At 68.2% G+C, this 16,131-nt stretch carries 15 protein-coding genes; 6 read left to right on the top strand and 9 right to left on the bottom strand.

Going from position 1 to position 16,131, the window contains the following annotated elements; genetic code table 11:
- Positions 1–37: 37 nt before the first annotated feature.
- A complete protein-coding gene (locus OU998_RS02140; RefSeq protein ID WP_267515209.1) occupies positions 38–907 on the top strand; it encodes a haloacid dehalogenase-like hydrolase in 870 nt (289 codons plus the stop codon).
- Here OU998_RS02140 and OU998_RS02145 read toward each other — a convergent pair.
- From OU998_RS02145 to OU998_RS02155, 3 genes are all read right to left on the bottom strand, one after another.
- A complete protein-coding gene (locus OU998_RS02145) occupies positions 904–1,245 on the bottom strand; it encodes a PilZ domain-containing protein (RefSeq protein WP_267515210.1) in 342 nt (113 codons plus the stop codon). The genes OU998_RS02140 and OU998_RS02145 overlap by 4 nt on opposite strands.
- A 109-nt stretch (positions 1,246–1,354) precedes the next feature.
- Positions 1,355–2,593 carry a hypothetical protein gene (locus tag OU998_RS02150; RefSeq protein ID WP_267515211.1) on the bottom strand — a complete coding sequence of 413 codons (1,239 nt, stop codon included), beginning with the start codon at positions 2,591–2,593 and terminating at the stop codon, positions 1,355–1,357.
- A gap of 110 nt (positions 2,594–2,703) precedes the next feature.
- Positions 2,704–3,060, bottom strand: coding sequence for a hypothetical protein (locus tag OU998_RS02155; RefSeq protein ID WP_267515212.1), 357 nt, complete (start codon positions 3,058–3,060; stop codon positions 2,704–2,706).
- 193 nt (positions 3,061–3,253) lie between these two features.
- Here OU998_RS02155 and OU998_RS02160 point away from each other — a divergent pair, with 193 nt between their 5' ends.
- Both OU998_RS02160 and OU998_RS02165 read left to right on the top strand, forming a co-directional pair.
- A complete protein-coding gene (locus OU998_RS02160; RefSeq protein ID WP_267515213.1) occupies positions 3,254–4,534 on the top strand; it encodes a polyhydroxyalkanoate depolymerase in 1,281 nt (426 codons plus the stop codon).
- Entirely contained in the window at positions 4,500–5,228 is a 729-nt protein-coding gene (locus OU998_RS02165) for a M48 family metallopeptidase (protein WP_267515214.1), read from the top strand. Before OU998_RS02160 ends, OU998_RS02165 begins: the two co-directional genes overlap by 35 nt.
- A gap of 188 nt (positions 5,229–5,416) precedes the next feature.
- Here the strand turns inward: OU998_RS02165 and OU998_RS02170 are convergent, their stop codons facing one another.
- Both OU998_RS02170 and OU998_RS02175 read right to left on the bottom strand, forming a co-directional pair.
- Positions 5,417–7,504 (bottom strand): transglycosylase domain-containing protein, encoded by a 2,088-nt coding sequence (locus tag OU998_RS02170; protein ID WP_267515215.1) that lies wholly within the window; start codon positions 7,502–7,504, stop codon positions 5,417–5,419.
- 106 nt (positions 7,505–7,610) lie between these two features.
- Entirely contained in the window at positions 7,611–8,561 is a 951-nt protein-coding gene (locus tag OU998_RS02175; protein ID WP_267515216.1) for an alpha/beta fold hydrolase, read from the bottom strand.
- Positions 8,562–8,670: 109 nt separating this feature from the next.
- Here OU998_RS02175 and OU998_RS02180 point away from each other — a divergent pair, with 109 nt between their 5' ends.
- Entirely contained in the window at positions 8,671–9,801 is a 1,131-nt protein-coding gene (locus tag OU998_RS02180; RefSeq protein WP_267515217.1) for an aromatic ring-hydroxylating oxygenase subunit alpha, read from the top strand.
- A gap of 167 nt (positions 9,802–9,968) precedes the next feature.
- On the opposite strand, the gene OU998_RS02185 is transcribed toward OU998_RS02180, so the two are convergent.
- Positions 9,969–10,985 carry an adenosine kinase gene (locus tag OU998_RS02185; protein ID WP_267515218.1) on the bottom strand — a complete coding sequence of 339 codons (1,017 nt, stop codon included), beginning with the start codon at positions 10,983–10,985 and terminating at the stop codon, positions 9,969–9,971.
- A gap of 92 nt (positions 10,986–11,077) precedes the next feature.
- Here OU998_RS02185 and OU998_RS02190 point away from each other — a divergent pair, with 92 nt between their 5' ends.
- A complete protein-coding gene (locus OU998_RS02190; RefSeq protein WP_267515219.1) occupies positions 11,078–11,950 on the top strand; it encodes an ATP-grasp domain-containing protein in 873 nt (290 codons plus the stop codon).
- On the opposite strand, the gene OU998_RS02195 is transcribed toward OU998_RS02190, so the two are convergent.
- Positions 11,947–13,431: a PAS domain-containing methyl-accepting chemotaxis protein gene (locus OU998_RS02195; RefSeq protein ID WP_267515220.1), complete on the bottom strand. Its 1,485-nt coding sequence runs from the start codon at positions 13,429–13,431 to the stop codon at positions 11,947–11,949. The two genes, OU998_RS02190 and OU998_RS02195, sit on opposite strands and share 4 nt — an antisense overlap.
- 133 nt (positions 13,432–13,564) lie before the next feature.
- Between OU998_RS02195 and OU998_RS02200 the strand changes: the two genes are divergently transcribed.
- A complete protein-coding gene (locus tag OU998_RS02200; RefSeq protein ID WP_267515221.1) occupies positions 13,565–14,041 on the top strand; it encodes a MarR family winged helix-turn-helix transcriptional regulator in 477 nt (158 codons plus the stop codon).
- Here the strand turns inward: OU998_RS02200 and nth are convergent.
- A complete protein-coding gene (gene nth, locus OU998_RS02205) occupies positions 14,038–14,787 on the bottom strand; it encodes an endonuclease III (protein WP_267515222.1) in 750 nt (249 codons plus the stop codon). The two genes, OU998_RS02200 and nth, sit on opposite strands and share 4 nt — an antisense overlap.
- Positions 14,784–16,100: a flavin monoamine oxidase family protein gene (locus OU998_RS02210; protein WP_267515223.1), complete on the bottom strand. Its 1,317-nt coding sequence runs from the start codon at positions 16,098–16,100 to the stop codon at positions 14,784–14,786. The genes nth and OU998_RS02210 overlap by 4 nt, the downstream gene beginning before the upstream one ends.
- Positions 16,101–16,131: the final 31 nt, after the last annotated feature.

A 16,131-nucleotide genomic window follows, 5' to 3' on the forward strand; every position in this document is an offset into this window, starting at 1 on the left:
AGACGGCGGGGTCCGACCCTGATCTGGAGCCCGCCCGATGTCCGACGCCCCCACTGGCGCAAAGCCGCTGCTGAAGACCGCCCTGATCTATGATTTCGACGGCACCCTGGCGCGCGGCAATATGCAGGAGGTCAGTTTCATCCCCTCCGTGGGCATGGGAATCGGCGCCTTCTGGGAAGAGGCCGAGCGGCTGACCAAGGACGCCGATGGCGACGGCATCCTGATGTATATGCAACTGATGCTCCACCACGCGCGCCAGAACGGGACGCCCGTGACGCGCGAGACCCTGCGAAAGCACGGCGAGGCGGTGGCCCTGTTCGAAGGCCTAAAGGACCTCAGCTGGTTCGACCGGATGAACGCCTTCGGCGCCCGATATGGGCTGGAGATCGAACACTATATCGTCTCGGCCGGCCTGGAGGAGATGATCGACGGCACGCCGATCCGCCCCGCCCTGAACCACGTCTTCGCCTCCCACTATGTCTATGACGACAAGGGCGAGGCGGCCTGGCCCGCCGTCGGCGTCAACTACACCACCAAGACCCAGTATCTGTTCCGCATCAACAAGGGGGTGAAGAACCACTGGGAGCATGAGCGGATCAACCACTTCATCCCCGACGACCAGCGGCCGGTGCCGTTCGAGCGGATGATCTTCATCGGCGACGGCGACACCGACGTGCCGACCATGAAGATGATGCACACCAAGGGCGGCTTCTCGATCGCCGTCTATGATCCCCGCTCGAACGAGAAGGACCAGAAGAAGGTCTATTCCCTGATCTCGGAGGACCGGGTCAATTTCGTCGCCGCCGCCGACTATCGCGAGGGCTCGGCCCTGGATTTGATCGTCAAGGGGCTGGTCGGGCGTATCGCCATCAACGCCGGCGCCATGCCGGCGGGTATGGAGGCCTAACGCCCCCCGGCCCGCAGCCAGGCGTCGCGCGCGCCGATCAGCCGGGCGGGCGCCAGGCCGCGCAGAGACTTGGCGCCGGTCTGTTTCAGCCCCGCCTCCTGTCCCTTCTGCCAGACGACGGTCGCCAGATAGGCCACGGCTTCGGCGACATTCACCACCACCACCTCGGACGGCAGGGTCGCGCCCCGGTCCAGCCTCAGCCGCAGGCCGGTCCCCGACAGATCGACGATGATACAGGCGGTCTCAACCCCCGGCGCACAGACCACGCCGCGCGCATTGACGGATGTACGGGTTTCGCCGCGCCGATCGGCCGGAGAGACGGGCTTGGATCCGAACATGCTCAAGGCCTCGCAACACGCATCGGCGATACAGGGCAAGCCGCCGATCTTCGCCGCCCGAAACGGCTGATCAGCCGGTAGCCGAGTTTCAGCCCGTCCGGAAGAGGGGCTAGAGGCTCGCCTTCCACAGCAGGACGCCGGCCCGCTCGGCCAGGACCGGCACGCCCATTTCGCGCGCCGTCGCCACGGCCTCGTTCAGGATCAGGTTCAGGTGGCGCGGCGCAGGGCCGCCCAGACGGTGGCGGGCCAGGGCCAGTTCGGCCAGACCGATCTGGTCGGCCGCCCAGTCCAGCGGCGCGGCCCCGACGAGGCGCCGGCGCAGACGGTCTTCCAGCAAATCCAGTCCGGCGAGGTCGCGCACAGCCTCGGCCAGGGCGATCTCGCGGCCCATGCGCCGCTCGCGCACCAGGGCGCCGACGATCAGACCGCGTCCCTGGGTCAGGGCCTCGGCCTGGTTCAGCAGCATCAGGGGCGTGGCGTCGTCGCCGGCGCGCAGCACCTGGATCACGGCCCAGTCCAGCGGGCTGTGATCGGGGGTGAACTGGTCGGCGGCGGCATCGAACATCATCCGGCCCTGGGCCTGGGCCTCGGCGTGACCGGCGACGGCCGCCAGGGCCGACAGGCCTGCGCCGCAAAGCGCCAGGGCGCGGGCGCGGGTCAGGGGGCGATAGTCGGGCGAGGCGGCCTCGACCAGGACGCCCAGATCACGCCCGGCCTGGTCCAGCAATCTTGCGTCGCGCTTGACCACTCCGGTCTCCAGCGCCAGTCCGGCCCGGTCCAGCCTCAGTTCGACATCGCCCTCGCCCGTCTCGTGCTGGGCCATGTCCATCAGGGCCGCCGCGTCCATCAGGGCGGCGGTGTCGCCGGACAGCCGGGCTTGGCGCGCCTTCAGACGGGCATGGATCGCCGACAGTTCGCCCGAAACGGGGGATCGACGCGTCGGCGCCTCCCCTTTCGGATCCCCCGTCGCCAGGACGCCCAGGGCGCGATCCAGGTTGGCGGGATCCCCGCACAGGTCGAACCGCAGCATCAGGACCTGGGCCTTGTCGACGGCGGCCCGTACGACCTGTCGCTCGCCCACGGCGGCCCGCATCAGGCTGTCGGCGCAGCGTTCGGCCCGGTCCAGACTGTCGACGGCGCCGCTGCGCCGAGCATGTTCGCGCCACAGGGCGGCGGCGCGGCGCTCGGTCTCGAACGGCCGGGCGCAGGACACCCGGCCGGCGTCGGTGGCTTCCCGACGCGCCTCAGCCGCCAGCAGATCGACGCCGATCAGCTCGACCCAGCTCAGATCCTCGCTCTCGCGGGCCTGGGAGAAGAGTTTGCGAAGGTCACGACCGAACTCGAACATACTCTAGGCGCCTTTAAATCCCGGTTCGGGACGGCTGGTGCGTCCCATAAGGGTTCCACTGCAAACGCGACGCCGTCATCGGGGTTCAGCCTGACCTTAAGGATGATTGTTCAGTTCAGATCGGGGGTTTTCTGGAGGCAGCGATTAAGCGCGGCGCGCGCGGCGGGGGCGTCGGCGTTCAGGCGGCGCACGGCGTCGATCCGGGCCCGCGTCTGGTCGGCTTCGGCCGCCGCCGAGGGCTTGCCGGCGACGGTTCCGGCCTGCATGGCGGCCAGAGACCAGAACAGGGCGGCGTCATACAGGCGCTGTCCCTCTGTGCTTTCGCCGCCCTCCAGCTCGGACGCGGCCTGGGTCAGGCCGGCGCACCGCACCGCCTCTTCATAGGAGACGAGGCCCACGCCCGAATGGGCGCCCGGATTGGGGGCGGTCTGCATCACCAGGCTGGCGAAGGTCAGTGCGACCAACATCGAAGGCTCCATCGACGTCCCCCGGACATCGACGCCATCACACCACGTTCGCGCGGCGGCGAGAAGGTCGAACCCGTGCGGGAATTGGACGGGATTGCGAATAACTGCAGTTTAACCTGTAACCCTGTATGTTGCTCTGCAGCAAAAGGCCTCGGCCTCGATATAGGCCGGTCTCGCACCGCACTGGATCGTCATGCTCTACGCGTTTCACGAACTCGCCTACCAATCGGCCCTGCCGTTCCGGGTCGGGGCGCAGATGGCCCGGCGCTTCTGGTCCTCGCCCTTCAATCCGGCGGCGGACACGGCGGTCGGCCGCACCGCCTACGCCTCGGCCGAACTGTTCGAAAGCGTCACGCGGCGCTACGGCAAGCCCGACTGGAAGCTGGAGACCATCGACATCGGCGGCAAGTCGGTCCGCACCGTCGAACAGGTGATCTGGCAAAGCCCCTGGTGCCGCCTGGTCCGGTTCGCCCGCAACATCGGCGACCTGAAGCGCGCCGGAAAGCCGGCCGCCGGCCCCGCCGTCCTGATCGTGGCGCCCCTGTCGGGCCACTACGCCACCCTGTTGCGCGGCACGGTCGAGGCGTTTCTTCAGGACCACGACGTCTATGTGACCGACTGGATCAACGCCCGCCAGGTGCCGGTGCTGGAGGGGCGGTTCGACTTCTTCGACTATATCGACCACGTCCGGACCATGCTGGCCCAGATCGGCGGCCGCGCCCATGTGGTCGGGGTCTGCCAGCCGGGACCGCCGGTGCTGGCGGCGGGCGCCGTCATGGCCGAGGACGGCGACGACAACCGCCCCGCCTCCATGACCTTCATGGGCTCGCCCATCGACGCCCGCCTGTCGCCGACCGTGACCAACCAACTGGCGGAGGAGAAACCCTTCACCTGGTTCCGGTCGAACATGATCCACAATGTGCCCCTGCCCTATGCGGGCTTCGGCCGGCGGGTCTATCCGGGCTTTGTTCAGCTCTACAGCTTCATGTCGATGAACCAGGAGCGCCACCGCGACGCCCACTGGGACTATTTCAACAGCCTGATCGCCGGCGACGGCGACGGGGTCGACAAGCACGAGGAATTCTATGACGAATATCTGTCGGTGCTGGACCTGACCGAGGAATTCTACCTCCAGACCATCGACATCGTCTTCCAGCAGCATCTGCTGGCCCGGGGCCTGCTGGAGCATCGCGGGCGCAAGGTCGATCTGACGAAAATCAGAGACATCGGCCTGATGACGGTCGAGGGCGAGAAGGACGACATCTCGGGCGTCGGCCAGACCCAGGCGGCGCACGGCCTGTGTTCCAACATCCCCGACGATCAGAGGGTGCTGTACGTCCAGCCCGGCGTAGGCCATTACGGGGTCTTCAACGGTCGTCGTTTCCGCGAAGAGATCTATCCTCGCGTTCGCGACTTCATCGCCCAGAACGAGGCCCGCCTTGGCGTACCGCAACGGTCAGCGGCTGCCGCTTGACGAAGGGGGCGCGGAACCCGGTTCCGGCCCTACGCTGCGACTATCCGTCAATCCCCGCGCGCGGCGCCTGTCGGTGCGGATCGACGCGCGCGCCGGCGAGGCGGTGGTGATCGCCCCGACCGAGCGCGGCCTGGCCCAGGCCGTGGCCTTCGCCCGAAGCAAGTCCGTCTGGATTTTCGAACGTCTGGCGGTGCGGCCCAAGAGCCGACCCTTGCAGCCGGGCCAGGTCATATCGTTGCGCGGCAAGCCCGTGCGGTTGGAGGCGACGCCCGGCGCCGGCGCGGCGCGTCTGGTCGAGGACGGGACCGTCATCCGCTCGGGCGGCGAGGGCGAGGCCTATGCCCGTCGGATCGAGAACCTGTTGAAGCGCGAGGCGCGCAGCACCCTGCTAGACCGCACCGACCACCATCTGCGCGCCCTGGGCCAGACGCCGGTCACGGTCTCCATCGCCGACACCCGCTCGCGCTGGGGCTCGTGCAGCCCGCATAACCGCACCATCCGCTACTCCTGGCGCGTCATCATGGCCCCGCCCCCGGTCATCGACTACCTGGCCGCCCACGAGGTCGCCCACCTGGTCCACGCCGACCACAGCCCGGCCTACTGGTCGGTGGTCGAACGGCTGGTCGGCGACCACAAGCCCTGGCGCAAATGGCTGAAGGACTATGGCGCGGCGCTGCACGCCGTGGGGCGGTAGGCGGCGTCCCAGACCCTCTCCCGCTTGCGGGAGAGGTGGCCCGGCGTTCGCGCAGCGAACCAGGGTCGGAGAGGGGAGTCTTCTTCCAAGCAGCAAGACTTCCCCCATCGTCAGCCGTCTCGCTGTGCTCGACGAGCTGACACTTCCCCCGCAAGCGGGGGAAGGTCTGTGGGGGCTTCCCAGGAGGATTAGAAGAACAGCGGGTCGCTGCGCTTCTCGGCCGGTTGGCGGCCTTCCGGCTGTTGGTTCGGCGGGTCGCGCGGCGCCGGCTGGGGCGAGGTCGGGCGGGCGACGGGCTGCGTCGGCTGAACCGGTTGGCCCGGCTCCTCAGCATAGGGGTCGCCGCCCGTGGGATCCTCCGGTTCGATCGGCAGGCCGTCCTCGCCGATGCCCGACATCAGGTCGCCGACCGGATCCGGCGCGACCCAGCCCTCGGGCATGGCCGGGCCGTCGGGGATGCGCGGGGCGTTCAGGCGCGGCAGGGCCGCCTCCATGAAGCCCTTCCAGATGGCGGCAGGCGACGAGCCGCCGGTCACGCCGCGCATGGCCGTATTGTCATCCTTGCCGACCCAGACGGCGGTGACGAAGCCGCCGGTGTAGCCGACGAACCAGGCGTCCTTGTAGTCCGAGGTCGTGCCCGACTTGCCGGCCAGATCGCGCCCGGCGATGGCCGCGCTGCGCCCAGTGCCCGAGGTCATGACCCCGCGCAGCATCTCGTTCATGTAGAAGAGGGCCGGATTGTTGATCGCCTGTCCGCTCTGGCCGCTGGCCCGCTGATAGATGACCCGGCCCTGGGGGGTGCGGATGCGGCTGATGCCATAGGCCTCGACCCGGCGGCCGCCGTTCGAGAAGGCGTCATAGGCGGTGGCCATCTCCAGCGGCGAGACCTCGACGGCGCCCAAGGCCATAGCCGGCTCCAGGCCGATCCGGCTTTCGATGCCCAGACGGCGCGCCGCGCGGGCCACGCTGTCGCGCCCGATCTGGTCGGCGACATAGGCCGCCACCGTATTGATCGACTGGGCCACGGCCTGGGCCAGGGTCATCTCGCCGCTGAAGGTGTTGGAATAGTTCTTGGGCGACCAGTTGCCGATGGTGATCGGCTGATCGACCACCGGGGTCTGGGGCGTATAGCCGGCCTCGACCGCCGCCAGATAGACGAAGGGTTTGAAGGCCGAACCCGCCTGACGACGCGCCTCGACGGCGCGGTTGAACTGGCTGTCGGCATAGGAGCCGCCGCCGATCATGGCCCGCACCCGGCCGTCGCCGTCCAGGGCGACCAGGGCCGCCTGTTCCACGCCCTTGCCCTCATCGCGGTTCAGGATGCGGCGCACCGAACGTTCGGCGGCGGTCTGTAGGGTCAGGTCCAGGGTGGTCTCGACCACCATGTCCTCGGTCGGTTCGCCGACCAGGCTGCGGATCGACTGGTCCAGCCAGTCGATGAAATACTGGGCGTGCTGGGTCGCCAGGGTGCGCGAGACGATGATCGGCTGGGTCACGGCCTGTTCGCGCTGGGCGGCGGTGATGACCCCGGCCTCTTCCATCTCGTTCAGCACGACGGTGGCGCGGGTGGCGGCCCGCTCGCTTTCGGACACGGGCGAATAGCGTGACGGCGCCTTCAGCAGCCCGGCCAGAAGCGCAGCCTCGCCGACCGTCAGATCCTTGGCCGACTTGTCGAAATAGCGTTGCGACGCCGCCTCGATCCCATAGGCGCCCGCGCCGAAATAGACCCGGTTCAAATAGAGGGCCAGGATCTCCTTCTTGGAGAATTTCATCTCCAGCCAGACCGCCAGCATCAGCTCCTGCACCTTGCGGCGCATATTCTGGTCGGGCGTCAGGAACAGGTTCTTGGCCAGTTGCTGCGTCAGGGTCGATCCGCCCTGGACCACCCGGCCGGCGCGCATATTGGTGGCCATGGCCCGCATCATGCCGATCGGGTCGAAGCCGGGGTGGTGGTAGAAGCGCCGGTCCTCGATGGCGATGAAGGCCGCCGGCACATAGTCGGGCAGGGCGTCCAGATCGGCGGGCGGCGCCATCTGGGTGCCCCGGGTGGCGATCAGGGCGCCGTTGCGGTCCAGATAGGTGATCGAGGGCTGTCGATCGACATTGTACAGGGTCGAGGTGTCGGGCAGGCCGCGCGCAAACACCGCAAAGAAGACCACCAGGAAGATCAGCCCCCAAACGGCCAGCACGGCGCCCCAGTAGAGCGCCTTCTGCAACGGCGTGCGGGCCGGCTTTGCGCCGCCCTGCTGTCCGCCCCCGAACCCTGGACCCGCCATCGAATATCCTCAAGAACCGCGCATCGGCGGGATTAGCCTTACGGATGTGTACCCCGTATGAACCGCCGCCGAAACGGCTCCGCTCACTTCACGCCAGCGTGAGCGGCTATTTCGCCGAAAGAAAGGCGTCCAGTTCGCCGTAGAAGGCCTGGGGCTGGTCGAACATGATGAAGTGGGCGCTGTCGTCGATCCGCTTCAGGGTCACGCCGGGCAGGCCGGCGTAGGACATCTGATAGATGGCGTCGGTGATCTGGGGCGTCATGCGCGGGTCGTTGAACTTGACGTACAGCACCTCGGTCGGGGCCGTGATCTTCGTCAGTTCGGGCCGCAGATCGGTCGTCACCAGTTCGCGGAAGGCGGCGGCCGAGACCTTCTGATCGCTGGTCCGCATGTCCTCCAGCGCCTCTTCGCGGCGGCTCTCGGTATTGATCATGCCGGTGATGGCCGTGGTCGCCTGGGCGACATAGGCCTCGCGCGGGCTGTTGGCCTGAGCCGCATAGATCTGATCCGCGACCGGCGCCACCGCCTCGGCCGTTGTTCCGGGCGGGCCGAACATGGCGCCCATGAAGGGGACCATGTCCACCACCATCAGCTTGCCGACGCTGTCGGGATGACGCGCCGCCAGCATCAGGCCGATGGTTCCGCCCATCGAGTGACCGACCACGGCGGGCTTCTCCAGACCCTGTTCGGCGATATAGCGGGCGATCTCCTCGGCGACCGGGGCCGCCACCGGGGTCGGCGCGGCTCCCGTCTGGGCGGCGCCCTCGGCCGGGGCCCCGGCGAAGCCCTGGACGTGGATGCGGTGCACCCGCCAGCCGGCGCCCAGATGGTCGACCGTGCCCTGCCAGATTTCCGGCGAGGAGCTGAGGCCGGGGATCAGAATGAGGTCGCGACCGCCCGCTTCGCCGTCCACGCGGACATGGATGCGGTCGGATGTGAAATCCGCGTGATGATGGCCGTGCGCATGTCCCTTGTCGGGATGAACCCCGTGCCCGTCCTGAGCCTGGACAGTGGTGGCGGCGAACAGCATGGCGGCGAAACCTAGGACGCGAAACATGGCGAAACTCCCCTGCGAGACGGTCCTTATGCCGTCTGTACTTTGTTTTGTAAAGTTCTCTGCTAGCTGCGGGAGGACAGACCCCGCGTCCCTCTGTTAGAAGGCGCGCATGAAGCCTGCAGACGCTCCCCCCGTCCAGTCCCCGCAAGCCGAAGCCGCCCCGTCCAAGGCGGGCGCCCAGCCCTTCGGCAAGGGATTCGTCGCCGACGCCTGGTATTTCGTCGCCCTGTCGCGCGACGTCGCCCCGGCCGGTTTGAAACGCTACGAGATCATGGGCGAGCCCGTCCTGGTCGGCCGCACCCGCGCGGGCGCCGTCTATGCGATGCGCGACATCTGCCCCCACCGCGCCGCGCCCCTGTCGGCCGGGAAACTGGTCGAAAAGCCCGGCGAGGGCGAGACCATCGAATGCCCCTATCACGGCTGGCGCTTCCGCCCCGACGGGGTCTGCGCCGCCATTCCGTCCCTGGTCGAGGACCAGGCGTTCGAGGCCAATCGCATCAAGGTGCGCGCCTTCCCGGTGCGCGAAAGCCAGGGCATGGTCTTCGTCTGGATGGCGTCCGACGCCCGCAATCCGATGGAGCCGGACCATGAGCCCCCGGTCTTCCCCGGCGTCGTCGGAGGGGGGCCGAAACTGATCGAGACGATGGAGTTCGACAGCCATATCGACCACGCCGTCGTCGGCCTGATGGACCCGGCCCACGGCCCCTATGTCCATCAGCAATGGTGGTGGCGGTCCGAGCACTCGATGCACGAAAAATCCAAGGCCTTCGTCCCCGCCGATTTCGGCTGGGCCATGGCGCGCCACGCCCCCTCGTCCAACAGCCGCCTCTACAAGATCCTGGGCGGCGCCCCTGCGACCGAGATCAGTTTCCGTCTGCCCGGCTATCGCTGGGAGCATATTCAGGTGGGAGAAAAACAGGTCCTGGCCCTGACCTGCCTGACCCCGATCAGCGAGACCAAGACCCGCATCACCCAGATCTTCTGGTCCGACCACTGGGTCTTCGACCTGGCCAAGCCCTTCCTGCGCCTGGGGGTGGTCGCCTTCCTCAAACAGGACGGCGGCATGGTGAACCTGCAAAACGAGGGCCTGCGCTACGACCCGGCCCTGATCTGGATCGACGACGCCGACAAACAGGCCAAATGGTACCAGCAGCTGAAGCGCGAATGGGCGAAAAGCCGCGCCGAAGGGCGGCCCTTCGTCAACCCGATCCAGCCCACGACCCTGCGGTGGAAGAGCTGAGTTGTAAGACCCTCTCCCGCTTGCGGGAGAGGTGGCCCGGCGTCCGCGCAGCGGACCAGGGTCGGAGAGGGAAGTCTTGCTTAAAGCAAGAAGACTTCCCCCATCGTCAGCCGTCTCGCTGCGCTCGACGAGCTGACACTTCCCCCGCAAGCGGGGGAAGATCTTGATTACAATCTCAACCCGGCTTCAACCGCCAGATCCGCCAGTTTCACCATCGGGCGCGGGCCCCAGTGGGCGATGACTTCCGACGCGGCCAGCGAGCCCAGCTTGCCGGCTTCTTCCAGCGCCAGACCCCGCGCGACGCCCAGCAGGAAGCCTGCGGCGTACTGGTCACCGGCGCCGGTGGTGTCGATCACCTTGGCGACCGGATAGGCGGCGACCACGACGCGGTCGGCGCCCTTGATCACGACCGAGCCGTGTTCGCCGCGCGTCACGGCGGCGATCTCGACGATGGCGGCCAGTTTCGCGGCGGCGGCGTCGAAGTCGTCGGTCTCGAACAGGGCGCCCAGTTCGGCCTCGTTGGCCAGGACGATGTCGGCCGACTGTTCGATGAAGCTCAGCAACTCGGCGCGCCAGCGGGCCACGACGAAGGTGTCGGACAGGGTGATGGCCACCTTGCGGCCGGCCTTGTGCGCGGCGGCGGCGGCGCGTTCGAAGGCGGCGCGGGCCGGGGCTGGGTCGAACAGATAGCCTTCCAAATAGACGATCTCGCTGGCGCCGATCAGGGCCTCGTCGATGTCGTCGGCGTACAGCTGGTTGGCGGCGCCCAGGAAGGTGGCCATGGTCCGCGCCCCGTCCGACAGGACGTTGATCAGGCAGCGGCCGGTGCCGAAGCCCTTGTCGGCCCCGCCGGTCAGGACCGGGGTGGCGAAATGCACGCCGGCGGCGCGGATGTCGTGGCTGAACACTTCGCCCAGGGTGTCGTCGGCCACCTTGCCGATATAGGCCGCGCGCCCGCCGAACGAGCCGACGCCCGCCACGGTGTTGCCGGCCGATCCGCCCGAGGCCTCGACCCCCGGCGCCATGGCCTCATACAGGGCGGCGCTGCGTTCGGCGTCGACCAGCTGCATGGAGTTGGGGGCCAGGTCCTGGGCCGTCAGGAAGGCGGCGTCACAGGGGCTGAGCACGTCGACGATGGCGTTGCCGACGGCGCAGACGTCATATTGGGCGGTGTTCTGGGTCATGGTCGCGCCTTAACGGTTGAAGACCCGAACGTCACCCAAAAACATATAAGGAAGCCCTTATATGCGGCCGCGCCTTGCGATAGGCAGGCGTCATGACCCAGATCGCCGTCCTGACCCCCGATCCCGCCGACAAGTCCTACATCGGGCGCTGGCCCGAGGTGCTGGCCCGGCTGACGGCGACGCTGGAAGGGAGCGGCGCGATCGTCGTCCCCACGCCCTGGACCGATCACGTCGAGGACGCCTCGGGCCTGGCGGGCCAAGACCTGATCCTGCCGGTCATCGCCTGGGGCTATCACCGCGACCACGCCCGCTGGCTGAAGGCCTGCACGACCTGGACCGAGGCGGGCCTGCCGGTCGCCAATCCGGCCTCGGTGCTGGGCTGGAACTCGGACAAGACCTATCTGGCCCGTCTCGCCGACAAGGGCGTGCCCATCCCGCCGACGCTCTGGAGCGAGGCGATCACCCAGGCCCAGGTGGACGCCGCCTTCACCGAGACCGGCGCCCCCACCCTGATCGTCAAGCCGACCGTCTCGGCCGGCGCCTTCCGCACCCTGCGGCTGACGCCCGGACAGGTTCTGACCGACGCCCCGCAAGGCCCGGCCATGATCCAGCCCTATCTGAAATTGATCGAGACCGAGGGCGAGACCTCGCTGCTCTTCTTCGGCGGCCGGTTCAGCCATGCGGTCAACAAGCGGCCGGTCCCCGGCGACTTCCGCATCCAGATTCAGTTCGGCGGCCTCTATGCCGCCGTGACGCCCGACGACGCGGCCATGGCCCTGGCCGAGCAAGTCCTGGCCGCCATCGACGAGCCGCTGCTGTACGCCCGCATCGACCTGGCGCGCGACGACGCCGGCGCCTGGGTGCTGATGGAGGCCGAACTGATCGAGCCCGACTTCTATCTGGACTACGACCCGGCGAACGGCGCCGGTTTCGCCCGGGCCGTCACCGATAGATTAGACGCCTAGAAGCTTTCCCAGTCGCCGCCTCCGCCGCCGGCGACCATACGCGGCTTGGCCGGCGCCGACTCGGCGGCGAAGGCCTCGATCCGCGCCTGGGCCCGGCGGATCGGCGCCGGCGCCTGACCGGCCCCGCCTTCGCTGACCTGGAACCGCCCAACCAGTTGCGCCAGATCGGTCGCCTCTCGGTTCAGGCTCAGGCTGGCGGCGGTCGACTGCTCGACCATCGCCGCATTCTGTTGGGTGACCTGGTCCATCTCGTTGACGGCCGTATTGACCTCGGCCAGGGCCAGGGCCTGCTCGTGGGTCGAGGCCCGGATCTCGCCCATCAGATGGGTGATTTCATTGACCCGCGCGGCGATGCCCGACAGGGCCTCGCCGGATTCACGCACCAGAACGACGCCGCTCTTGACCTGGGTGCTGCTGGTCGAGATCAGCGTCTTGATCTCGCGCGCCGAGTCCGCCGACCGTTGCGCCAGGGCCCGCACTTCCGACGCCACCACGGCGAAGCCGCGACCGGCCTCGCCGGCCCGGGCTGCCTCGACCCCGGCGTTCAGGGCCAGCAGATTGGTCTGGAAGGCGATCTCGTCGATCACGCCGATGATGTCGCCGATCTGTTTCGAGGAGGATTCGATCTCGCCCATGGCCGAGATGGCGCGCTGGACGACGCCGCCGCCGGTTTCGGCCTGGGTCCGGGTCTGGCCCACGACCGTATCGGCGGACTGGGCGTTCTCGGCCGCCTTGCGCACGGTGGCGGTGATCTGATCCAGGGCGGCCGCGGTTTCCTCCAGACCGGCGGCCTGACGCTCGGTGCGACGCGACAGATCCTCGGCCGCGCTGCTGATTTCATTGGCGCCGGACTGGATCGAGCCCGCGTTGCCGCGAATGACGCCCACCGCCTGATCCAGCGACGTCATGGCGCGGTTGAAGTCCTCGCGCAGGATCGCATAGTCGCCGGGGAAGGTTTCCTGAATACGGTAGGACAGGTCTCCGGCCGCCATGGCGGACAGACCGCGCCCCGTGGCCTGAACCACCGAGGCCTGCACCTCGGCCGCCACGCGATCGGCCTCGGCGCGACGCTCGCGTTCCTCCTCCACCGCCGTGACGTCGGTCGCGAACTTGATGACCCTGTAGGGTTTGCCGTCGGCGCCGAAGATCGGATTGTAGCTGGCCTCGATCACGATGCGAACGCCGCCCTTGCCGTAACGCACGAATTTGTCGGAGAAGAATTCCCCGGCGTTCAGGCGTCGCCAGAAGTCGAGATAGGCGGGCGACGCGGCTTCAGACGGGTCTATGAATATCCTGTGATGCGCGCCTTTGACCTCGTCCAGACCATAGCCCATGGCGGACAGGAAGTTCTCGTTTGCGGTGATGATCGTGCCGTCAAGCTCGAACTCGATCACCGCCTGGGAACGCTGAATGGCCGCAACCATTTCGCGCAGCGCCTGCAATTCTTCCGCGTTGCGGCGGTTTTGGCTATTGCCGAACAATTTGCCTGCTCCTTCTGAACACCCCCGAATTGAGCCAATCTTGCTAACAAACGATTATATTGTTTCTGAGAGTTTATACCCAATGAAGTAACCCAAGCGCCTGTTCGGCCTCGAGCCATAACCAGAGGGTCTTATGGATACTGCACCAACCGTCCACGGGCGCATCCCCGACCTGGAGATCGATGCACAGCTGTGTCTGGCCCTCCAGACCACCAGCAGCCTGGTGACGCGCCTGTATCGTCGCCTGCTCGACCCGCTGAACCTGACCCATCCCCAATATCTGGTCCTGCTCGCCCTGTGGGAGAGCGACGACGCCCTGACCATGGGCCAGCTCAGTCGCCGCACACATATGGATCCCGGGGGGCTGAACCCCCAGATCAAGAAGATGGAGGCCGCCGGCCTGCTGGAGCGCCGCAGGGACGACAAGGACGAGCGCAAGGTCTGGGTTCGGCCCACCCCCGTCGCCTGGACTCTGCGAGACGAGGTTCTGGACGTCCGCCGCGAGGTCGTAAGACGCCTGCCGCTTTCCGAACAGCAGATCGTCCATCTGCGCGATCTGCTTCACAAGATGATCGCCGATATGGATGGACCCGAGGCCGTCGCCGCCTAGGAATGGATCGCCATCAGCCCCGCCCGCGACGGGCACAGGTCGGCGATGACGCAGGACAGGCATTTGGGCTTGCGCGCCGTGCAGGTGTAGCGCCCGTGCAGGATCAGCCAGTGGTGCGCCTTGGCCAGCCAGTGTTCCGGCACGACCTTGAACAGCTGAGCCTCCACCTTGTCCGGCGTCGCCGCATTGGCCAGGCCTAGCCGGTGCGAAACCCGGAACACATGGGTGTCCACGGCGATGGCGGCCTCGACGCCCAACTCGTTCAGCACCACCGAGGCGGTCTTGCGTCCCACGCCGGGCAGGGCCTGTAGATCGGCGCGGTTCAGCGGAACCTCGCCGCCATGCTTCTCCAGCACCAGGCGGGACAGGGCGATGACGTTGCGCGCCTTACCGCGATACAGGCCGATGGAGGCGATATAGGGGACCAGCCCCTCCTCTCCCAAGGCCAGCATCTTGTCCGGGGTGTCCGCCACCTGGAACAGCCGGTCGGTGGCCTTGTTGACGGCGACGTCCGTGGTCTGGGCCGACAGGGCCACGGCGACCACCAGGGTGAAGGGGTTGGAGAAGTTCAGCTCGGTCTTCGGCTCGGGCATGATCCCGGACAGACGCTCGAAAATGGTCTCGACCCGGTCCTCGTCGGGCGGCCAGCGCAGCACGGGGACCGAGGCGCCGGTCATGACCGCCGGGCGTTTCGGGCCGGGCGTCTTGGCCTTGGCGACAGGTTTTCGGGCCTTGGTCGGCGTCATGCCTCGCTGTCGCCGTCGTTGCGGCGCGGGTCAAGACCCAGAGCCGTCAGGGCCGCATCCGCCGCCCGTTCGCCCTCCATCCAGGCCCCGTGGGCCGTGCCGTAATAGACCCGCGCCGTCGCCTCGCCCGCCAGGAAGATCCGGTCCTCCACCGCCGTCCGCAGCTTCGCCCGGTCGCCCGCATGGCCCGGCAGGGCGTGGGAATAGGCCCCGCGCGACCAGGGATCGACGCCCCAGTTCGTAACGGCCACGGCCTCCAGCCGCCGCCGCATGTTCGACCCCAGGGCCGCGACCAGTTCGGACACGGCGAAATCGACCAGGGCGGCGGGCCCTTCCGCCTCCAGCCCCCAGGCCAGTCCCGCGCCGAAATAGGCCTCGATCATCGGCCGCCCGAACGGCCGCAGATGATAGCCGCCGGTCTCGGCCGTATCGGTTCGCGTCCACAACTGGGTGTCCGGCTGAAAATCGCCCGCGCCCCGCATCGTCATATGCACCTTGGACGCCAGCCCCAGGGGCACGCCCGCCGTCGCCTCCAGCCAGGCCGGAACCGGCGGATCGATCCGCACCGCCTCGGTCGCGATCAGGCTGTTGGGAACCGTCAGGATCACCACCCGCGCCGTCAGTTCGCCCCGGCTGGTCTCCAGCCGCAGCAGGGGGCCGGAGCGGTCGATCCGACGCACGGCGCAGTCGCGCACCACCAGGTCGGACACGGCGTCGCCCAGCCGGGCGATCAACCGGCCATAGCCCTCGCGCACCCGCCAGTTCACCCCGGTGTCGCCATAGGCGTCATAGTCCAGGCTCGACACCTCGGCGAACCGCGCCCCGTTCAGGGCGCCCGAGACGGCGTCCATCCGGGCGTTCCAGCGGCAGTCGGGGTCGAAGAAGTCGGACGCCGGCCGGTCTTCCCCCTGCCCATCCCGACACAGGGCTGCGGCCTCGGTCACATGCTGGTCGAAGGCGGCGAAGGCCTCGCCGAACGCGGCCTGGTCGGCGCGCGTGATCTCGTGATCAAAGGCCTGGGTCCGCCACGGCGGCGGGGCCTGGTCCAGCGTCAGCCCCTCGGCCTCGACCCGCCCGGCCAGGACATTGTCGTCGGCCGAGTGCAGCCAGCCGCACCCCATGTCCAGACCCTCGCCCTCGACCCGTGCGGTCCAGGCCCGGCCGCCGACCCTGTCGCGGGCTTCCAGCACCAGTACCGACAGGCCGGGCCGCATCAGCCGCCGCGCGGCGGCGATCCCGGCCGCCCCTGCGCCGACCACCACCACATCCACCTCGGACGGCAGCGGATTCGAGGCTTGAGCGCGGTCGTTCATGGGGCCGGGACATACACGAAAACCACGTGTG

Source organism: Brevundimonas sp. SL130, from assembly GCF_026625805.1.
Lineage (GTDB): Bacteria > Pseudomonadota > Alphaproteobacteria > Caulobacterales > Caulobacteraceae > Brevundimonas.